At 52.5% G+C, this 17,272-nt stretch carries 17 protein-coding genes; 6 read left to right on the top strand and 11 right to left on the bottom strand.

Features of this window, described 5'->3' with window-relative positions; all coding sequences use genetic code 11:
• Positions 1-23: 23 nt before the first annotated feature.
• From ppnP to AC2A1E_RS17130, 7 genes are all read right to left on the bottom strand, one after another.
• Positions 24-314 (bottom strand): pyrimidine/purine nucleoside phosphorylase, encoded by a 291-nt coding sequence (gene ppnP, locus AC2A1E_RS17160; protein ID WP_459399682.1) that lies wholly within the window; start codon positions 312-314, stop codon positions 24-26.
• Between the two features lie 220 nt (positions 315-534).
• A complete protein-coding gene (locus tag AC2A1E_RS17155) occupies positions 535-1,464 on the bottom strand; it encodes a DUF1177 domain-containing protein (RefSeq protein WP_484384754.1) in 930 nt (309 codons plus the stop codon).
• A gap of 41 nt (positions 1,465-1,505) precedes the next feature.
• Entirely contained in the window at positions 1,506-3,074 is a 1,569-nt protein-coding gene (locus AC2A1E_RS17150) for an OPT/YSL family transporter (protein WP_484384753.1), read from the bottom strand.
• Positions 3,075-3,292: 218 nt separating this feature from the next.
• Entirely contained in the window at positions 3,293-4,066 is a 774-nt protein-coding gene (locus AC2A1E_RS17145) for an IclR family transcriptional regulator (protein ID WP_484384752.1), read from the bottom strand.
• A 396-nt stretch (positions 4,067-4,462) separates the two neighbouring features.
• Complete coding sequence (gene aroL / locus AC2A1E_RS17140; protein WP_484384751.1) at positions 4,463-4,987, bottom strand: shikimate kinase AroL; 525 nt, start codon at positions 4,985-4,987, stop codon at positions 4,463-4,465.
• Between the two features lie 446 nt (positions 4,988-5,433).
• Positions 5,434-5,991, bottom strand: a complete 558-nt coding sequence (locus tag AC2A1E_RS17135) for a class I SAM-dependent methyltransferase (protein WP_484384750.1) — start codon at positions 5,989-5,991, stop codon at positions 5,434-5,436.
• Positions 5,992-6,234: 243 nt separating this feature from the next.
• A complete protein-coding gene (locus AC2A1E_RS17130) occupies positions 6,235-6,516 on the bottom strand; it encodes a YdgH/BhsA/McbA family protein (protein ID WP_484384749.1) in 282 nt (93 codons plus the stop codon).
• Between the two features lie 920 nt (positions 6,517-7,436).
• Between AC2A1E_RS17130 and aqpZ the strand changes: the two genes are divergently transcribed.
• The gene (gene aqpZ / locus AC2A1E_RS17125; RefSeq protein WP_484384748.1) at positions 7,437-8,132 is read left to right on the top strand and encodes an aquaporin Z; all 696 of its coding nucleotides are present in this window, start codon (positions 7,437-7,439) and stop codon (positions 8,130-8,132) included.
• A 43-nt stretch (positions 8,133-8,175) separates the two neighbouring features.
• On the opposite strand, the gene AC2A1E_RS17120 is transcribed toward aqpZ, so the two are convergent.
• Entirely contained in the window at positions 8,176-8,946 is a 771-nt protein-coding gene (locus tag AC2A1E_RS17120) for a class I SAM-dependent methyltransferase (RefSeq protein ID WP_484384747.1), read from the bottom strand.
• A 96-nt stretch (positions 8,947-9,042) separates the two neighbouring features.
• Here AC2A1E_RS17120 and AC2A1E_RS17115 point away from each other — a divergent pair, with 96 nt between their 5' ends.
• Complete coding sequence (locus tag AC2A1E_RS17115; RefSeq protein WP_484384746.1) at positions 9,043-9,828, top strand: helix-turn-helix transcriptional regulator; 786 nt, start codon at positions 9,043-9,045, stop codon at positions 9,826-9,828.
• A 124-nt stretch (positions 9,829-9,952) separates the two neighbouring features.
• Complete coding sequence (locus AC2A1E_RS17110) at positions 9,953-10,684, top strand: DUF2076 domain-containing protein (protein WP_484384745.1); 732 nt, start codon at positions 9,953-9,955, stop codon at positions 10,682-10,684.
• Positions 10,685-10,751: 67 nt separating this feature from the next.
• Here AC2A1E_RS17110 and AC2A1E_RS17105 read toward each other — a convergent pair whose 3' ends face one another.
• The gene (locus AC2A1E_RS17105; RefSeq protein ID WP_484384744.1) at positions 10,752-11,006 is read right to left on the bottom strand and encodes an ABC transporter ATP-binding protein; all 255 of its coding nucleotides are present in this window, start codon (positions 11,004-11,006) and stop codon (positions 10,752-10,754) included.
• Between the two features lie 167 nt (positions 11,007-11,173).
• On the bottom strand, positions 11,174-11,557 hold the full coding sequence (locus AC2A1E_RS17100; RefSeq protein WP_484384776.1) for a VOC family protein: 384 nt from the start codon (positions 11,555-11,557) through the stop codon (positions 11,174-11,176).
• 153 nt (positions 11,558-11,710) lie between these two features.
• Here AC2A1E_RS17100 and AC2A1E_RS17095 point away from each other — a divergent pair, with 153 nt between their 5' ends.
• Positions 11,711-12,322 carry a hypothetical protein gene (locus AC2A1E_RS17095; protein WP_484384775.1) on the top strand — a complete coding sequence of 204 codons (612 nt, stop codon included), beginning with the start codon at positions 11,711-11,713 and terminating at the stop codon, positions 12,320-12,322.
• 6 nt (positions 12,323-12,328) lie between these two features.
• Here AC2A1E_RS17095 and pagP read toward each other — a convergent pair whose 3' ends face one another.
• Positions 12,329-12,919, bottom strand: a complete 591-nt coding sequence (gene pagP / locus AC2A1E_RS17090; protein ID WP_484384743.1) for a lipid IV(A) palmitoyltransferase PagP — start codon at positions 12,917-12,919, stop codon at positions 12,329-12,331.
• Positions 12,920-13,829: 910 nt separating this feature from the next.
• Between pagP and AC2A1E_RS17085 the strand changes: the two genes are divergently transcribed.
• Both AC2A1E_RS17085 and AC2A1E_RS17080 read left to right on the top strand, forming a co-directional pair.
• Positions 13,830-15,545, top strand: a complete 1,716-nt coding sequence (locus tag AC2A1E_RS17085) for an alpha-keto acid decarboxylase family protein (protein WP_484384742.1) — start codon at positions 13,830-13,832, stop codon at positions 15,543-15,545.
• 65 nt (positions 15,546-15,610) lie between these two features.
• On the top strand, positions 15,611-17,110 hold the full coding sequence (locus AC2A1E_RS17080) for an aldehyde dehydrogenase family protein (RefSeq protein ID WP_484384741.1): 1,500 nt from the start codon (positions 15,611-15,613) through the stop codon (positions 17,108-17,110).
• The last annotated feature ends 162 nt before the right edge of the window (positions 17,111-17,272 follow it).

Genomic DNA, 17,272 nt, shown 5'->3' with positions numbered 1-17,272 from the left:
AACGGTTGCACCCCGGCGGTAAATTATTTACTCAGATAACGGCAAAGGTATGCGGTTGCATCAGCAACCTGTAGGTTGAACTCACTGTGCCCCGGCACGAAGAATTTTTCGCCTGGCGTAAAGACCTGCCAGTCTGGTGCGCCCGGCAGCAGCACTTTCAATGCCCCGGTGATCACCGTCATTTCCTCCGGTTGTGCGGTGCTGAAGGTGTACTGCCCCTCCTCCATCACACCGATGCTGGTAAGACCGATGCTGCTACTATCGAAACCGATAGACTTCACTTTTCCGCCAAAATACTCGTTCACTTTCAGCATAGACTGGCCCCCGCATTATCATCTTAGTGGAGTTCCATATTGGGGGATTGAGCCTGATCTGTCACTGGTTTTTCACACGAAATGCGATCACGGCGCACGGGAAGGTTGCAGCGTTTTTTCCTGGCTGGTCAGAACATCCGTGCAGAATAAAAAACGGGGCCAAAAGGCCCCAAACGATTAACAAGTCTAAAAGAAAAATTAACAGGTTCAGATAATGCGGTTATTGCCGCCGTTGCAGATGGCTCATACTGCCATAGAGCGCCAGCAGTTGAGCATACTCTGCGGCATCATAGAAACTACAGGTACCGCGCCCGAACTCTTTCGCCACTTCCACGGCAAATTTCACCGTTAACGCGATGTCCGTTTCATGGCTGGCCCCGGTGCCACAACCCGGCACCACCGACTCCGTGCAGATCGCCACGCCCACCACCGGCGCCGTGGTGGCGGTTGAGGGCTGCAAAATACTGTTGAGATGGTGCACACCATTACCATAGGGCGTGATGTCCTGCATGGTGATCGGAAACGTCACCGCCGCGCGGCCGCTGGTCATCTCCATAATACGCAGCAGGTCTTCCGCCACCCGCAGGATGTACCCCTCTTTCACCGTCGGCGACAGCGCATAGCCTTTGTGATTGATGATCCTGTTACCTTTGGTGGTATCGATCGACAAAATGGCATCCGCTTCCGGCACCACTTCATGGTCATTCATCGTGACGTCATCGATCGGTGAATCCATAAAATCCACCGGATCGTGCGGGCGCGTTGGCGCATTCGGGCAAATATGGGTGGTAACGATCACGTCCCCCGGCAGCACATCGCCTTTGCGCTGCATTTCTGCCAATTTCAGGGCACAGGCGATCGCCGCAATGGCACCATCACCATCAGAGACCAGCCCAATACGCGTCGGGCGCGCACCAATGCCCCCCAACCGCCCAATGATCCCCAGCGTCGGAGCACTACCGCCTACGCTTTTGCCCGCGTTACCCACAATCTCAATACGGACAAAATCCGTCGACCCTTTTGCCCCGCTGGCGCGCTGGGTGCTGGCCTTAACCGCCGGATATGGCGCGAATAAATCAACAATGTCCTGGCCGCTGACGTGTGCGTTGTCGATTAACTCAAAAACCTGCAGCGTTTGTTGCAAACTCATGTTCTATACCTCGCAAATTTTGTGTATCAATGCGCCCAGCGTTATTTCCCTTTGCTGGAAAAAATCGAATTAAAGAAGTTGTACAACGCGTCACCGGCAATAAACCCGGCCGCCATAATCTCCATCGGGGTACGGCCTTTATCGCCCCAACGCTTGATGATCAGAATACGCAGCGTAATACCCACCACCACCGCCCAACCGGCCAATGGGTTGTTGATCAGCAAACCGGTTGCCAGCAACACACCCAACTGGCGTTTTGGCCCGCCGATAAACTGCACGATGGCCCCCGGAATAGCCCAAATCAGCAGGCTGAAGGCGATGCCCGGCTGCGCACCAGCTTCGATGGTTTTGGCATACACACGCGCCACCGGTGGGACCAGTTCCTGTAGGAAATAACTGCTGTAAGAGAAATAAACCACCGGAATGGCAATCACAAAAGCAATCATCGCGGCAATCAACTGAATGCGGCGCCCCAGCAGTTCCTGCTGCAAGTCCTTACCGTAACCACGCAGGATAAAGCCCGCTTTCAGGTCAAAGCCCATATCGGCAAACGCTGGGCCAGTCGCGGCGGTGAAACCGGTGAGAATACACAGCGCCAACGGCGGGAAGCCGATCAAAATACCGATAATCAGAGTGATCAGCGCCACGGCAAAGGCCGGGAACCAACCGGAATGCATCGCCGCGATACCGACGATCAACTCATGCACAAAGGCGGCAAAAGCGGCATAAATCACAAACAGCAGCAGCATGGTCAGCGACATTTCGCTGTACAGCCCCCCTGCCAGCGCCAACATTGCGGCGATCGCCACATAGCCCACCGCTCCCAATCCAAGCGCTTTACGCACCTCGCTGTCAGGCTGCGTATGGGTGGAGATGGTATCCGCATGCTTGTTGCGGATCACCTGGACCACCTGAATCAGCGCCACCAACCCGGCCCCCACCATCACTCCGTGTGGAATATACTGCGCGTTGAGATCCACCCCGGTCAGCGGCTGGCCGTAGGCTCGCAGCAATAGACCAATGCCGAACATGCTCAGCGCCCAGATGTTGCCGATAAATGCGGTACCAAAGGCCGCCATCGGGATCTTGAGCATCGAACCGGCAACCCCGACGACCACGCCCACCACCAGCAGCCATGCCTGTTTGCCGCCCCGATCGCCAGCCTTGATGGCCTCTGCGGCCGCCACGCCCGGTGGCCAGGCATTGGCGGCGGGAAACACTTTGGTATCAAACAGGCGATACAGCAGATAGGCATCCAGCAGCATCGCAGCCGCCACGCCGCAAAACATCGGCATGATCAGTTGGGGTTGCCCCATCACGTAAGGAACGGCAATCGGCATCAGCAGGCTGTTGGCCGCGCCGAAGGTGGCAGAAGAGATCACCGTCTGCGCCAGGTTCTGCGTGTGTATTGAGCGGTAACGCTGGAACATCTGCAATGGAATACGCGCCAGCAACATGGCAAACAGCGCACCGATGATCGAGGTATTGGGCGTTACGCCCAAAGTCGTGATCAGTTGCACCCCGATAATGGCACCGATGATGGACAGCACGACCATCACCAACAGCGTGCCGATGTCTTTTAACGGATTAATGGCTTTCTCTGGTTTCATAAACAGTGTCCCTGAATATCCCTGTTGTTTGGCGAAAATAATATTTCGGGCATAAACTGCCGCCGCAGTTCCATTATTTGGAACTTACAGTGAAATGATTTATTACCTGCCTTAGCCTGATTAATTGCCGCCCGGTAATTAAACCGTCAGCAAATGCCCCTGGTGTTAGCATTCCAATTAATTAAGCCGTAACGCTGTTTTCTCGGTGAAGGGGATTCCTAAACAATCTGCTGCCAATACTCATCACCAAGCCTTTCTGCCAACTGCCGGGAAACCGCCATTAATGCCTCAAGAACCTGAGGCGAGTAAGGTTGCTCGTCGGTTTGAGAGGGAAAAGATAAACATAACCCCACCGTCTCACTGCGGTGTTTATTGGTTACCGACGTTGCCAGTGAACTGATCCCCGGCAGCGTTTCGTTACGCGCCAACGACCAGCCCTGCTGCCTGACTTGTGCCAGTTTTTGCAGCAACGCGTCCAGCGTTTGCGGTGAGTTGTGAGAAGCGGCCTGATAACCTGCCGCAAAGCGCTCACGCACCTGCTCATCACTTTCCCGCGCCAGCATCGCCCGGCCTACAGAGGTTCCGGCTGCCGGTGAACAAACACCAACCGGTGTGACCACCTGCAAAAAGTGACGCCCAGGGAAGGTACGCATCACCCGGCTTTCACTCCCTTCCATCATCGCAATATAGCCCGTGCAGAAGGTCAGTTGGTTGAGCTGTGCCATCAGCACCGTCGCACTTTCCACCAGCGGCGTTGACAGATAATGGCTGGACACCGAAAGCAGTAAATGCCCGATCTTATACAAGCGGCTTACCGGATCTCGCTCCAGCATCCCCTGGCTTTCCATGGTTTGTAACAGGCGCGAAACCGTGCTTTTCGGCAAGCCAAGCTGCTCGACCACATCGCTGAACGAAATCCCCGGCTGACCATAGGTCATACACCGCTGAGAAAATAACTTTAACACCGCCGAGGCATTTTCTAAGGTGGTCATAGCACGCCTTATTCCACTATATGGAACTCAGTTCCTAATCAATATTTAGAAACTAAAACCCGTACCACTTATCGTCAAGCAGTTTATTTTTTATATGCGCAACCCATTGCAGAAAATAATGCTTCGATAAATAAAACACAGCACAGATCGCAGAGTTATTGCTGATGAAAGCTTGTGGATGTCCGTTATGGAATATAAATCCCAGCACAAAATGCTAATAAAGATAATTCCACCAAGAATGATCAAACAGGCTATTAATATCGAAGGTTAACTCTTTATGGCTAACGAAGAATGATGAGCATGAATGAGAGGAGCACGTTAACCCTTCACTTTTTACCTCAGTAAATAGGGCCATGGTAGAGAACGGAGCACCAGAAGATGTGCCCCTGAGGGGATCTATTTCACCGTTTCACACTGCAAGACCGCGAGGATTTGTTCAACCACCTGCGCAGGAGGAAGGGTTCCGTCCATCACATAATGGGCGGCTTCCTGATACAGCGCTTCGCGCGCTGCCAGCACTTCCAGCATTTCTTCAGCGATGGGGCGGCCAGTCAATGTCGGGCGCTGAGCATCTTCCGGGTATTCTTCCAGCCGCCGAGCTAACACGCTGGCAGGTGCGCGCAGGTAAATCACCGTACCATGCTGGCGCATAAACCGGCGATTTTCTTCCGCCAGGATCGCACCGCCCCCCGTGGCAACCAAGGTTGACGGCTGAGTCACCTGTTGCAAAGCCAGAGTTTCACGGCGGCGGAACCCTAACCAGCCCTCTTGCGCCACCATTTCCGCCACGCTCATGTGCGCGGCCTGCTGCATAAACAGATCGGTATCAATGAACTGATAACCCAAGGCCTGCGCCAACGCGCTACCCACCGTGGTCTTACCGGCTCCGCGCGCGCCTACCATAAAAATGGTTTGTGTCATTACGGGTTGTCCCTTATGCGGTAACTTGAATGCGTTGGTTTGCCAGCAGAATATCTGGCAGGCAGATCGAACGATGGCTGCTGCATCATACCGCCCCCACACTGTATTTCAATCTTTACGACAGTGTAAATGCTATAGCGCAGCGCTTCCTGCGCCAACATGACCCGCAATTGTTCATCCTGTTGGTTCAGAGCGCGCTATTTAAGCAGATTTTCCCGGTAGCAGGAACTTATTGTTATATACCCAAAATAATTCGAGTTGCAGGAAGGCGGCGACGCAGTGAATCCCCAGGAGCTTACTCAAGTAAGTGACTGGGGTGAGCGAGGAAAGCCAACGCACATGCAACTTGAAGTATGAAGGGTACAGTCAGTAAAACCCTACACAACTCAAGTAACCGCTAGATGACAGGTATAACCGCAGCCGGCAATGCGGTGGTGATGCTCTGATTAACGAGGCGTGCAGACATACACCAACGCGGGCGGAAAGTTGCGTATTTCAAGCTGCTTTTTCCAATGAAAATAGCGCGAAAGCAGCTTTTCTGACAAATGGCTGTATTGGAACAGCACCAGCGTGCCGTTACTGGCCCGCAAATCCTGCTGCGCCTGCTGCAAAATACGTACGCTGACCTTTAGCGGGAGCGACAACAATGGCAGGCAGGAAAAGATCACATCATAATTGCGCCCCAAGTTTTCTGCCGAGCAGGCCATCACCCGTAGACGTTCGTCATCAATCAGCCGTAAGCGGCGTACAAAACTGGGTTTGATTTCATAGGACTCCAGTTGTGCATCGGCACGCATGTGCCTCAGAATACGTTTGGTCAGCACACCGTTTGCAGCACCCAGTTCAGCAATCGACAAAGCCTGCGACCAATCAATCTGATTCAGCATCGCCTGGCATAACCAAGGGGAAGAAGGTGCCAGCGAGCCTACCGTACGGGGGGACGCCATAAATTGCTGAAGATAAGATAAATGGTTTTTCAGTTGCATCCGTGTCGCATGTAACATTGAGGTATCCTTTGGTTGAATCCCCCTAATCTGGACTGAAATCATTAAGGTTTCATTAACAGAATAGCTAAAAGCACAGAGACAGTTGTAATAAAATGCAACCAACGGCGACGGGCGGACAAAAAAAGCTGCGGTAATAATCAATCAATAACCATAGCATTATTGGTCAGATTATTATCCACAGCCGTCTATTATATTAGCCGAACTTTATGAGCAGATGATAAATCTATTACCGTTAATAAATTAACGATAGATTTCCGCATTACCACGCCAATCGCTGGAATCACCTGGGTTATCCAGACCAATGATACGATAATGTGTTGCGCCGTCTTTCATCGCTTTCTGTTTCAACGCGTGGATCGCATCCTCGGGTGAACCACTGATGCCAGAGACCGAGACCACCCCCATGCTCTGCATGGTGCTGGCCTGGGTATTGCCGACCTGTTTAACGGACATATCCGCTGCCAGAGTGGAGAATGAAGCAGTGGCGATCAGTACGGCAGCGATGCAAGGTAATAGTTTCATGATTGACTCCGTTATTTTGCTTGTTAACTCGTTCTCAGTGGTGTTGATTATCGGGCAACCAGTGAAAACGGACGTCATCCAATGTAAAGAAACTCAATCATTGTGAGTAAAACAAGGAGAAGATAAGAATATTTATTTCCTGAACAATACTGAACTCCATTTTTAGATTAATTTTATGCCCTATTTGATAGAAATAAAAATTATATTTACTCGAGTGGGGCAAGTGCCTTCATTTTTAACAAATTTTACTTACCGTTGATACCGATACTGCATCATACTACTTGGCCCAGATTGGCAAACGTACCGTTTAAACGTCTGGCTATGGCGGGTAGTTGCCGAATAAGAACGTATTTCGCGTGGCAAACGCCGCTGCCAGTACATCACAGAGATGAAAAATGAGCTTGCACAGTCAAAACATCTGCAATTTTCAGTATGGTTAATATATTAATATGAGTAATAGTAATAAATAACGCTTATCACCCACCAAGTATCACTGATTGAAATAATTAAATTTAAAAACATAGACCACAAGAAATAAAATCAAGAACTTGTCAGGTAACAAGCCGTAAAACCAAGAATTTATCAGACAAAAACCAAGGAAATCACCTAGACAAAAGTAAAAACATCAGTGGAAAAAAGGTATTTTCTCAAAATCAATACATTGATGTAGACAAAATAAAAAGATAGGGATTTAATACTGGCCGTAATTGAGGGCATCTCAGGCACAACTACTTATATCCATCATTTTGAGTCACCGAGAGGCTGGCTACGTTCACGACCCCTTACTTAAGTAAGTTCATCAGGTTTTGATCGTTGGCTGCTCCTTGCGATTTTTGGGTATAAACCCTGTAATAAAAAACAGAGGTTGCATAGTCTTTAGTGCTGATGCTAATACATTTTCTCCCTGCAGGATGCAATTTATGTCAAAGCGACTTTTTGCCGAATTTTTTGGCACATTTTGGTTGGTGTTCGGTGGTTGTGGCAGTGCAGTATTAGCCGCCGCATTCCCACAACTGGGTATTGGTTTTACCGGCGTAGCTTTAGCGTTTGGCCTCACCGTAGTCACCATGGCTTATGCCGTCGGCCATATTTCTGGCGGGCACTTTAACCCGGCCGTCACCCTAGGCTTATTTGCCGGTGGCCGTTTCCCGGCAAAAGATGTTGTTCCCTATGTTATTACTCAGGTTATCGGTGGTATTGCGGCAGCGGCGGTGCTTTATTTAGTCGCCAGCGGTAAAACCGGTTTCGACGCTACCGGCGGTGGTTTTGCCTCCAATGGCTACGGTGAACATTCACCAAACGGCTATTCTTTGCAGGCCGCTATCGTTATTGAGTTAGTGCTAACCGCATTCTTCCTGATCGTTATTCATGGTGCGACAGATAAACGTGCACCAGCAGGGTTTGCACCACTGGCTATCGGCCTGGCATTGACGCTGATTCACTTAATCAGCATTCCGGTCACCAATACCTCCGTTAACCCAGCGCGCAGCACCGGCGTGGCGATTTTCCAGGGCACCTGGGCATTGCAGCAACTGTGGGTATTCTGGTTAGTGCCATTGATTGGCGGCGTTGTTGGCGGGCTGATTTACCGCTGTCTGCTGGAAGACAAAAAGTAAGTACTATTTTCAGGGCAGCCCTCTCTTGGCTGCCCTGCCATATTTACCCCTTTGTAACCTCAAACATCATGATGTCGCTGGTAAACGAACCATCGGCCTGAATGGCGAAATGCTGCCGCACATCCTCTGCTACCCCGACCTGTAAGGCGCGAATCGCGGTGACAAAATGTTCAGGGGTACGCATCCGCGCCACCCAACTGCTGAACTCCAGATCCAGACGATCCGAAGTCACTTCCCGCACCACTAACCCAGCCTCAGTAAACATTGCCAGCCATTCACCCGGCGAATAGTTACGCACGTGTGAGGTATCGCGTAACACTTCTACCGTCTGCAAATGGATATCCAGCAAAGGATGGCCCGGCGAAATCACATCCATAAAGATGGCTCGACCACCGGGTTTCAGTACCCGCTTCACCTCGCGCAGTGCCCGGCCAACGTCGTGCCAGTGATGCGCCGAATAGCGGCTGATCGCTATATCAAAACTGGCATCGTCAAACGGCAGCGATTCAGCCACGCCTTGTTGTACCTGAATATTCCCCAATCCTTTCTCCGTGGCGGCTTTACCAACCACTGCCAGCATCTGCGCGGACAGATCGTATGCCACCACCTGGGCTACCTTTGCCGCGGCGACAAAACTGGCATGCCCGGCACCGCATCCCAGATCAAGCAGCCGAGCTTCACTGCTGCCTTCCAGCAGGCGCGCCAAGCGTTGCAGATCTTTCCCCTGTGCGTGTACGGCACTGCTCAAATAGGCCTGAGCCTGTTCGCCGAACTGACGTTCGACCGCATTCTTATGGCTGTCGCTGATGCTCATATCTACCCCCGTTATGGATGTTCTGAAGTGACTATAATTAACTTACTATACGGGTACAATATGACCATTTATCCTAGTATCAATAGGTACCACCCTATGGAATCAGACACTCTATCCGGCCCAAAAGCCCTCGGGGCTTTTCTGCGCGCACACCGGGAACGGGTAACACCAGAAATGCTGGGCCTGCCCACGGCCCCGCGTCGGCGCACCAGCGGCTTACGCCGCGAGGAGCTGGCACAAATCAGCGGCATCAGCGCAACCTGGTATACCTGGATCGAACAGGGGCGAGAGGTATCCATTTCGCCCTACACGCTGGCGCGCATTGCTAAAGCGCTGCGGCTCGGCCATGCCGAACGCCACTACCTGTTTACGCTGGCGCGCATCACCGACCCGGAGTTGGAACAGTTGCAAGAAACGGTTAACGCCGCCGTGCTGGAAAGCGTGCATCAAATGACGGTGCCTTGTTATCTGCTGGATCTCACCTGGAATATGGTGGCCTGGAATCAGCAGGCGCAAAAGCTATTCAGCGGCTGGCTGGAACAGGCCAAGACCCCGAACTTGTTACATTTTATGTTCTTCCATCCTCAGGCAAAGCAACTGGTCAGCAATTGGGAAGATCGCGCTCGGCGCGTGGTAGCAGAATTCCGGGCTGAAACCAGCCATCATCAGGGAACCGAAGAGATACGCGCCTTTGTGCGCAACATGACGCACAACAGCGAATCCTTTCATCATTGGTGGAAGCAGCAGGACGTCATGGCACGCGAAGGAGGAGAGCGTACCTTTACCCATCAATTACTCGGCGCACTGCATTATCAGCAGGTCACCTTCTATCCTGCCGAGCACCCTGGGCTGAAGCTGGTGATGTTAATGCCGCTGTCGTAATAGGTAACAAATTCATAGACAGGTTTACCTGCCATTTATTTATTAGCGTCTGTAAACGCGCTAGGGTAATTAACAGCTGTGACACACATCACATTGACTCTTTTCATCTCCTTGAGGTTACCTTATGCAATCTGAAGAACAACGCCTTATTGACGGTCTTTTCAGCCGCCTGAAAGAAGCCGCGACCAAAACGGGCCAAAGGGATATTCAAGCGGAGCAGCAGATCAATCAGCATATTCGCGAGCAGCCTTCCGCCCCTTACTATATGGCGCAGGCGATGATCATTCAGGAAGCGGCGCTGAAACAGATGGATCAGCGGGTAAAAGAGCTGGAAGGCCAGGTGGCTCAACTACAGCAAAACGCCAGCAGCCAACAGAGCAGCGGTGGATTCCTGGCAGGATTGTTCGGCGGCGGTAGCCGCAGCACCCCCAGCCCGCGCGAACAGTATCAGGCGCAGCAGCAAAACAGTGCAGCCTGGAATAATCAGCCGCAGAACGGGTATGCACCGCAGCAACCGAATTATGCCCAACCCCAGCAGGCCGCACCGGCTCGTGCCGGTAGTTTCCTCGGGGGAGCCTTGCAGACCGCTGCTGGCGTCGCGGGGGGTGTCGTATTGGCCGATATGCTGACCGGTATGTTCCGCCATTCGCAGCCGCAAGAGATCGTCAACATCATTAACGAAACGCCTGTCGATGACAACACGATGCGTAACTTTGACGCTTCAAACAATCTGGATACCTTCAACAACGGCGACGATCGCTTCACAAGCAACGACAATGGGTTCCTGAACACGGATTATCAGAATAACGATTTTTCTGATGATAATGATTACAACAACGATGATTCCTTCATCTGACCTGCCGCCCTCTCCATCTGGGGAGGGTTTTATCTCCCACCAAGAATCGGTTGAGTTCTCTCGGGGTTCAAGGCGTTTCGTTATCGCTGATTTTTGCCAGCGCTATGCGGTAAGCCTTCACCTTTTTGCGTTTCTTCAACCAGGTAGTGGCAGAGACAATAAAAATGGCCCCAGACATGGCCAGCACCCCAGCAGGGTGGTCATAAAACACCATCAAAATAAAGTAAACGGCTGAAACAATCGCCACCCATTTCGCCGAATTCCCTACGGCATTTTTCTCGTGGGTTAAGCGGCGGATCGACTCTTCTTCGCTGATTCCCATACACCCTCCTTGTTGGTTGAAAGCTCCATTATATGTTGCAGGAGTGCTGATATTTCAATCAATTGCACAGTAAAGAAGCGTAAATATCAGCAAATGGCGTAGTGGTAGGCCAGCGCATTGAAACGCAAGCCAATGCGGCAGCAGTTGGCCGCTCTTTAAAAGATAAATCAGCCAGTGATCTCGATGGCATTGCCGTCAGGATCGCGAATAATCGCCTCATAGAAGCCATCGCCGGTCCGGCGCGGTGCCGCCTGCAAAATACCGTCCTGTTTGGCCCGCTGCGCCAGTTCGTCCACCAACGCCTCACTGCCCAATGAAAGGGCAATATGCGCCCAACCGATACGCTCCTCCCCTGGTTTGCCCGGCAGCAGGCCGGGAACGGTCATGATCTCCAGCGTTGGCCCTTCAGCCAGCTTAACGAAGCGGGAAACAAAACCAGGGCGGTTTTTACTTACATACTCGTCCCCCGCCACACCGTTGAAATAACGTTGCCAAAAAGCAACCTGCGCCTCAATATCCTGCGTCCATATCGCGACATGGGCTATTTTCATCATCATTCTCCTGAGGTGATAGAGATATCCGCCGCAGTGTGCCACCTGCGGTTCAAATTCGCTCTGTGACAATAATACCACTGGCAAGATGTTGGCTATACTGGAAAAGTAGTGCCACCGCAAGCGTAACCTATTGGGCGCTAAGTGAGAATGATGTTATTGAGAATCGCCAATTGGCTGTTTCAACTTCCAGGCAGGCTGCTCGCACCGATCTTCAGAAATCGCCTGACGATACTGATCTTTTTCATGCTGATTGCCGCAGGCATTTTTGCCGCCAAACGCCATCTGTACGCGCAGCAACATGAAGAACTGGCGGCGCTCGCTGCACCAAAGCATTACCTGATCCAGCGCGAAATTCCTTTGCGGGAGGCTCGTGAACATTGCGGTGGGCCGTTGCACGATAATCAAGGGCAACCCTGGCCCGCCGTTGCTGGCTATCTGCATCAGCCGGAATGGCAAACCGGCAGTTCCCTGCGGGAGTTCACTCTGGATAACCGGCAAAATGCTTTTGCCGTGCTGGTCAAACTGGAGAATGCCTTGGCGCCACGGCAGCCTGCTGAAGTGTTTATCCCCGCCGCTGGCAGTTTCACGGTTAAAATGGATGCGGCTGGTGAATATGTTATGAAGGTCAAAAACCTCACAAGCGGTTGCAGCTTCCGCTCAGCGCCCCTCTCCGTAGCGGATCATCAGGGTGGGCCGCTACCGTTGAGATTATCGGGGGAAGGATCAGAATCCTATCACCCGATCAACGATAATGAGTACTAACCCTTATCAGAACTGCCAGCGCAGCCAGGCGAAGAACACGTTGCCGTTATTGTAAGTGCCTGGAATGTAGGTGGCCTGGAAGGTAAGTTGCTGATAACCGATGGAGGCCATCGGCAGCGGGGCCGGGAGCGGAATATAGTTCCAGTTATCGCGCGCGGTCACGCTGGCGGTAAAGCCCAGGCCAAGACGAAAATCTTCGCCCTCAATCGGCCGCCAGATATTCTCATAGGCATAGCCGCCGATCGGCTCCCATTTGTTGAACGAATCCTTGAACACCATAAAGTAGATAGTGTGCCAGTCACCGTCTGCGTCAAAGCGCGAAATACCATACCCCGCGCCCCACGGACGTTCGTTGTAGCTATCGATCTTTTCCTGATCGTACGCCCAACGGTTATGCCAGGTAATGGCCGGCAGATAGAGCTCTTTATTCGGCGAATCAGTCCAGGTTTCGGCAACGTTACCCTTAAAACGCTCCCACCAGTTCTGCTCCTCCGTCGCCGTACTGTTACTTTCTGCACCAACCTCAGCATAAGAAGGCAGTGCAGAAAATAACAACGCCAGCGAAGATGCCAAAAGAGTCCTTTCAAAACACATCATAAAGCTCCTGTAAAAATTAGCGGGGGATTTTTACCGATCGCCCTGCCGAGATCAAGCCGTATCACCGTGGCTCCATGCCATTTATACCCACTTGTTGATGTTTGGTTTATACCTGCCACCGGGTAAGTTTCCCGCAAAGAGAACATGGCTAAACTACTCATTTTTCATTGGTTTGCATGTCAGAAAACTCTCTTTTGTTACGCTTGCATATTAAGGCGTTATAGCAAGGATTTAACCGTTTTTTGAAAGAAAAGGTTACATTATCAGTCTAGGACTGCCTGAATCTGCGCTTTTCCTGAGTTCCTGACGTGGCAAAATATTGACAGTGCGCCGAGAGATAACGTGATCCTTTCCACAACTCCCGCTCACATCAGTACGCAATGCGACGCATCCTACCACGCTAGACGGCAGGCTATCAGGGTTACTCGCCAACACGCAGAAGTGTAAAGCAGTTCTGCCACCCGCGGCAATGAAACGGGCCAAAGAGGTTATTCAGCAGATTTATCATCAATAATTCATTTTATCTTTTTTGGTTAAAATAACCGAATCAGGATAGATGCATACCAAGAAAAGTCCTGCCACTATTCTCAACGCCCTCTGACTGCGGCATTTCTATAGCATTTCGCTTCAACTCTCTGGGAATCTCTGTCTTAGAAAAATACCCGCAGCTGTTCTCAGCCATGATCCCTTAGCCTTTTAGGGCGTAAATTCCCGCATACGATACGGTATTAGCCAGTAAACCAAGAAAACTTGAACAAGTTTCCACTTTCACCAACTGTTAATGCTGACTAGGCATATTCCGTCTGCCTTGAGCCAATTACATATTCAACGATTAAAGGAGCAACATCGCCAGCAGCTCTCTGCTGTGCTCCTTCAAGTAACAACAAATTAATATGAATGTGGAGCAGTAATGAAAATAACGATAGGTGCATTCCTCCTGCAACAGCTTCGAGCCCTGAATGTAGAGCATATCTATGGCGTGCCAGGTGATTACAACTTGGCCCTGCTGGAACTGATTGAGCATGACACCAACATAAAATTTATCGGTAACTGTAACGAACTGAATGCGTCTTATGCCGCCGATGGCTATGCCCGCCTCAACGGGGCTGGCGCGCTTATCACCACCTACGGCGTGGGCGATCTGGCCGCGCTGCCTGGTATTGCCGGTGCTTACGCGGAATCGGTCCCGGTTGTCTGCCTGGCGGGTACACCGCCGCTGTATGCCATGAAAAACCATGCTCTGGTGCATCACTCGTTGGCAGACGGCAATTTTGACAACGTGATGAACTGCTTTAAGCAATTCACCGTGGCGCAGGCGCTGATTACGCCGGAGAATGCGGCCAGCGAGATCCCTCGCGTGCTCGCCACTGCCTGGCAGCGGAAAAAGCCGGTTTACCTGCAGTTGCCTTCCGACATTTGCGACGTCAAAATTGAAGTGAACAGTATTCTCTCTCTGCACTTACCCAACAGCTACGCCAACACTCTGCGCTTGGCGGCAGTGGCACTGCTCAAACGCATTCAACAGGCGCAGCGGCCGATGATCCTGATCGATCAGATGGTTGACCGTTTTCAACTACAGCCGCTGGTGCTTACGGTCGCCGACAAGTTCGCCATCCCATTGACCAATATGCCCACGGCAAAATGTGTGATCCCTGAGAGCACGCCGGGCTGGCAAGGTGGCTACAGCGGCGATTTATCATCCCCTGAACTGTTCGAAAAGATGGCTCAGGCCGATTGTGTACTCAGCTTTGGCGTGCGCCTGGTGGACTCCACCACCGGTTATTTCAGCCAACAAATCCTCCCGCAGGCAATGGTGGATATCCAGCCCTACTCGCTGCGGCTGGATAACACCACGTATCCGGCGGTAACGGCAGCGGATTTGCTGCGTACGCTGTTGGAACTGGCTGAGGAAGCTAACGCCCTACCGCAAGCCCCGCTGCCAAAGCTCACTCAAACATTGGCGATGCCTAGCGATGCTCTGCTCGATCAGGCTTATTTCTGGCAACGCATCAGCCACTTTATTCAGGCGAATGATGTTCTGGTGGTCGAAAACGGCACCTCTGGCGCAGCAATGGGGGCGATGCGCATGCCGGACGGCATAACGGTAGTGAATCAGCCCATTTGGGGGGCGATCGGCTATACCCTGCCCGCGCTGCTCGGCACGCTGATGGCGGCCCCTGCGCGCCGGCACCTGCTGTTTATTGGTGATGGCTCATTCCAGCTTACCGCACAGGAGGTTTCGAGCCTGCTGCGCTGCGATCTGAAGCCGATTATCTTCCTGATTAATAACCAGGGTTACACCATTGAGCGCTATATTCTTGGTGAATCATCGTCTTATAACGATATCGGTTCATGGGATTACGCCAAACTGCCAGCGGTGCTGAATCGCCAGGCAGCGCCGTTCTGCGTGGCGGTAGAGACCGGCCAGCAGTTGGAAATGGCGCTGGAGCAGGCATCAAGACAAGATCGACTGGCCTTTATCGAGGTGAAATTACCGATGATGGACGCACCGCCCGCCATGAAAGAGTTTTGCCAGCGTTGCAACCACTTCAACTTTGGCCAGCACGCCACGCTGTCACGCAGCGCAAACCCGCTGTCAGGCAGATTCAAGCGAGATTGGGCGTAAGGCTGTAGACTTTTAAGGGTAACCATCTCGTCAATAAGCTTATTTTTGCATGACAAGGAGGGCATATGCCTGACAATTCCGTAACAATACTGGATAGCGTAGTGCGTTTTCTCGATCGTCAACACGGCCTGTATATCAACGGCCAGTGGCAAGCCGCCCAGGCGGAAGCGCGGCTGGCGGTCTATAACCCCGCCGATGGCAAGCAAATCTCATCCACCGCCGATGCCAATGCCGCCGATGTGGCGCTGGCGGTCACCTCAGCCCATCAGGCGTTCACCAGCGGAGTTTGGGCGCAGCGCCTGCCTGCCGAGCGCGAACGTATTTTACTGCGCTATGCCGATCTGCTGGAGCAGAATGCCGAAGAGCTGGCCCAACTGGAAACGCTGGAACAGGGCAAATCGATCGCTATCTCCCGGGCGTTCGAGGTGGGTTGTACCCTGAACTGGATGCGCTACACCGCCGGGTTGACCACCAAAATCACTGGCCAAACCCTGGACGTTTCCATTCCGATGCCGCCGGGTGCCAAATATCAGGTTTACACCCGCAAAGAGCCGATAGGCGTGGTGGCAGGTATCGTGCCGTGGAACTTCCCGCTGCTGATCGGGATGTGGAAGGTGATGCCCGCGCTGGCGGCCGGTTGTTCGATCGTGATCAAACCGTCAGAAACCACCCCGCTGACTCTGCTGCGCATGGCGGAACTGGCCAGCGAAGCGGGCGTACCGCCCGGCGTTTTCAACGTAGTGACCGGCAGAGGTTCGCTGTGCGGTAAAGCGCTGACCGAACACCCGCTGATCGCCAAAGTCAGCTTTACCGGCTCTACGCCGGTGGGCAAAAGCATCGCTCGCGCGGCGGCCGATCGCTTAACCCGCGTCACCTTGGAGTTGGGCGGTAAAAACCCGGCCATTGTACTGAAAGATGCCGATCTGCAACAGGTGATCGAAGGGCTGATGGCGGGCAGTTTCCTCAATCAGGGGCAGGTGTGCGCCGCCAGTTCACGTATTTATATCGAGGCACCGATTTACGATCGGTTGGTGGCCGGTTTCGAACAGGCGGTGAAGTCGCTGTCTGTCGGGCCGGGCATGGATGGCAGCGCACAGATTAACCCGCTGGTTTCACAGGATCATCGTAACAAGGTGGCGGCCTATCTGGACGACGCCAGGAACAAACACGCGGAGCTGATCAGCGGTGCCGCTGGGCCGGATGCGCAGGGTTTCTATATTCCCCCGACTTTGGTGATTAACCCGGACGATAGTCTGAACCTGACGCGAGAAGAGGTTTTCGGCCCGGTGGTTAACCTGATCCGCGTGGCAGATGCCGAAGAAGCGTTACAAAAAGCTAATGATACCGATTATGGTCTGACCGCCAGCCTATGGACCACCAGCCTGCAGGCGGCAATGGCCTATACGCCGCGTATTCAGGCAGGCACGGTGTGGGTTAACACGCATACGCTGATCGACGCCAATATGCCGTTTGGTGGCTTCAAACAATCGGGCACCGGGCGCGATTTCGGCCCAGACTGGCTGGATGCTTATACCGAATCGAAATCGGTCTGTATTCGTTATTAAACCTAGCGCCAATGTTTAGGGGCACTGTTTCCAGTGCCCTTCAGACTGCTGACAAAGCGGGTTATTAGGGGGAGCGTGCCGAAGGGGTCGTAACGGCGTAAGCCGTCGGAGTGCCCCTCGGTGCGCTAGACCCGGGTATCTTGGGCTAAAAGGCAAATTTAT

Source organism: Serratia sp. HNCC26DJ206 (genome assembly GCF_057180605.1).
The sequence above is the reverse complement of the archived record's forward strand: the minus strand, read 5'-3'. Positions and strand labels throughout refer to the sequence as shown.